Below are 2,956 nucleotides of genomic sequence, written 5' to 3' on the forward strand. Positions count from 1 at the left end.
CGCACGGATCACCCGCTGCTGCGACGGACCGTTGGGCGCCGTCAGACCGTTGGACGCACCGTCCTGGTTGACCGCCGAACCACGCAGCACCGCCAGCACCTTGTGCCCGAGCCGCCGCGCGTCCGACAGCCGCTCGACCACGACCACGCCCGCGCCCTCAGCCCAGCCCGTGCCGTCCGCGTCCTCGGAGAACGCCCGGCACCGGCCGTCGGCCGCCAGGCCCTGCTGGCGCGAGAAGTCGATGAACGTGCCCGGCGTCGCCATCACGGTGACACCGCCGGCGAGCGCGAGCGAGCACTCGCCGGAGCGCACGGCCTGGGCGGCCAGGTGCAGCGCCACCAGCGAGGACGAGCACGCGGTGTCCACCGTCACCGCCGGGCCCTCCAGGCCCAGCACGTACGACACCCGGCCGGAGAGCACGCTCGTCGCGTTCCCGGTCATCACGTGGCCCTCGGCACCGGAGTCACCCTGGCTCGCCAGCGTCACACCGAAGCCGTAACCCGAGGCGAAGCCGCCGGCGAACACACCGGTCGCGGATCCGCGCAGCGAGGCCGGGTCGATGCCCGCCCGCTCCAGCGCCTCCCAGGACGTCTCCAGCAGCTGCCGCTGCTGCGGGTCCATCGCCAGCGCCTCGCGCGGGCTGATCCCGAAGAACCCGGCGTCGAACTCCGCCGCGTTCCGCAGGAACGCGCCCGACTGGGTGTACGAGGTCCCGGCGTTCCCGCGCTCCGGGTCGTAGAAGCCCTCCAGGTCCCAGCCGCGGTCGGTCGGGAACCCGCCCACCGCGTCACCGCCCGCGTTGAGCAGCTCCCAGAACTCCTCGGGAGTGCCCGCACCGCCGGGGAAGCGGCACGCCATGCCGACGATCGCCAGCGGCTCGTCCACGACCGGGGCGGTGACCGCGGCCACCGGAGCGGCGGCAGCCGCCACCTTGCCGGTCAGTTCGCCACACAGGAACTCGGCGAGGACCGTCGGGGTCGGGTAGTCGAACACCAGCGTGGCGGGCAACCGGATGCCGGTCGCGGCGTTCAGCCGGTTGCGCAGCTCGACGGCGGTCAGCGAGTCGAAGCCCAGGTCCTTGAACGCGCGCCGGTCCTCGACCGCGTCGACCGAGGCGTGCCCCAGCACGACCGCGACCTCGGCCCGCACCACCTCGGTCAGCACCCGCTCCTGCTCGGCGCGGGCCAGCCCGGCCAGCCGGTGCGCCAGCTCGCTCTCACTGCGGACCACCGCAGCCGTGGCCTCGCCGGCCGCGGCCAGCTGACGGATCTCGGGCAGGTCCCGCACCAGCGGACGCTTGGGCAGGTCCGCGGCACCGGGCCCGGACGCCAGCTGCGCCCAGTCCACGTCCATCACGGTCACCAGCGCGTCCGGTCCCTCCAGCGCCTCGCCCAGGGCCCGGGCGGCGAGCTGCGGGTCCATGGCCGGCATCGGGCCGCGCTTGACTCGAGCCTGCACCACACTGTTGGACTCGGCCATGCCGCCGCCGGCCCAGGCGCCCCAGGCGACGGTGAGCGCGGCCAGGCCTCGGCCGCGCCGGTTCTCCGCCAGGGCGTCCAGGTAGGCGTTGGCCGCCGCGTAGTTGCCCTGGCCCGCGGCCCCCAGCGTGGAGGAGATCGAGGAGAACAGGACGAAGGCGTCCAGGTCCAGGTCCGCGGTCAGCTCGTCCAGGAGCGCCGCGCTCGCCGCCTTCGCGGCCAGCACCGTCTCCATGCGGCCCACCGACAGCCGGTCCACCACCCCGTCGTCCAGGACGGCGGCCGTGTGCAGCACCGAGGACAGCGCCGGACCGGTCTCACCGATCCAGGCCACCAACCCGGCCAGCGCCGAACGGTCCGTCACGTCACAGGCGACGATCTCGACCGCGGAGCCGGCCGTCGCGAACTCGGCAGCGAGCGCTGCCGCGCCCCGAGCGGCGGGGCCGGAGCGGCTGGTCAGCACCAGCCGCTCCGCACCGCGCTCGGCCAGCCAGCGCGAGACGTGCCCGGCGATGGCACCCGTGCCACCCGTGATCAGCACACTGCCACGCGGGGTCCAACGGTCCTTGCCGCGCAGCTGCGAGGCACGGGTGAGCCGACGGCCCAGGATCCCGGCGGACCGGACCGCGACCTCGTTCTCGCCACAGCCCGCGAGCACCGCGACCAGCCGGGCACCCGCCCGCTCGTCGACCGTCTCGGGCAGGTCGATCAGACCGCCCCAACGGTCCGGCTGCTCCAGGCCGACCACACGGCCCAGACCCCACACCTGCGCCTGCACCGGGTTGGCCAGCGCCTCACCCGGACCAGCCGCCACCGCACCACGCGTCGCCAGCCACAGCGGCGCACCGATCCCTGCGTCACCCAACGCCTGGATCAGGCTCAGGGTGGCGGCCAGGCCACCGGTCACCGCCGGGTGGTCCGGCAGCACCGACTCGTCCAGCGCCAGCAGCGACAGCACACCGGCCACCGCGGAAGACTCCGCGGCCTCGCCCAGCAGCGCGGCCACCCCGGCCCGATCCACTGCTCCGGCCGGCACCTCGACCACGGCGACCTCGGCGCCCCGAGCAGCCAACGCGGAAACGTACGACTGCCCGTCGAACCCAGCCGGAACCACCAGCACCCAAGTACCCGACAGCACCCGCGAGTCGGACTCGGTGATCGCCGCCCAGTTCACCCGGTAACGCCAGTTCGCGGTCACCGACCGGTCCAGCTCCCGGCGCCGCCAGGACGCCAGCGACGGCAGCACCTCGTTGAACGGACGGTCACCGTCCACAGCCAGCGTGTCGGCCAGCTGCGTCAGGTCCCCGCCCTCGACGGCCGCCCAGAACCGGGCCTCCGCCTCGGTGCTCGCACCGTCCCCACCGGCCACCGGCATCGCCAGGATGCCCTCCGGCCAGAACCGCTGGTGGCGGAAGGCGTAGGTCGGCAGCTCAACCGGCGAACCGGCCGGCAGCACCGAACTCCACTCCACCGAAGCC

General features: G+C 74.5%; 1 protein-coding gene. It reads right to left on the minus strand.

Going from position 1 to position 2,956, the window contains the following annotated elements; translation table 11 throughout:
• The coding region (locus J0670_RS34515) for an SDR family oxidoreductase (protein WP_307806823.1) at nucleotides 1-2,934 on the minus strand (2,934 nt) is incomplete at its 3' end.
• Nucleotides 2,935-2,956 lie beyond the last annotated feature (22 nt).

The organism is Streptomyces sp. FH025, assembly GCF_017427025.1.
GTDB lineage: Bacteria > Actinomycetota > Actinomycetes > Streptomycetales > Streptomycetaceae > Kitasatospora.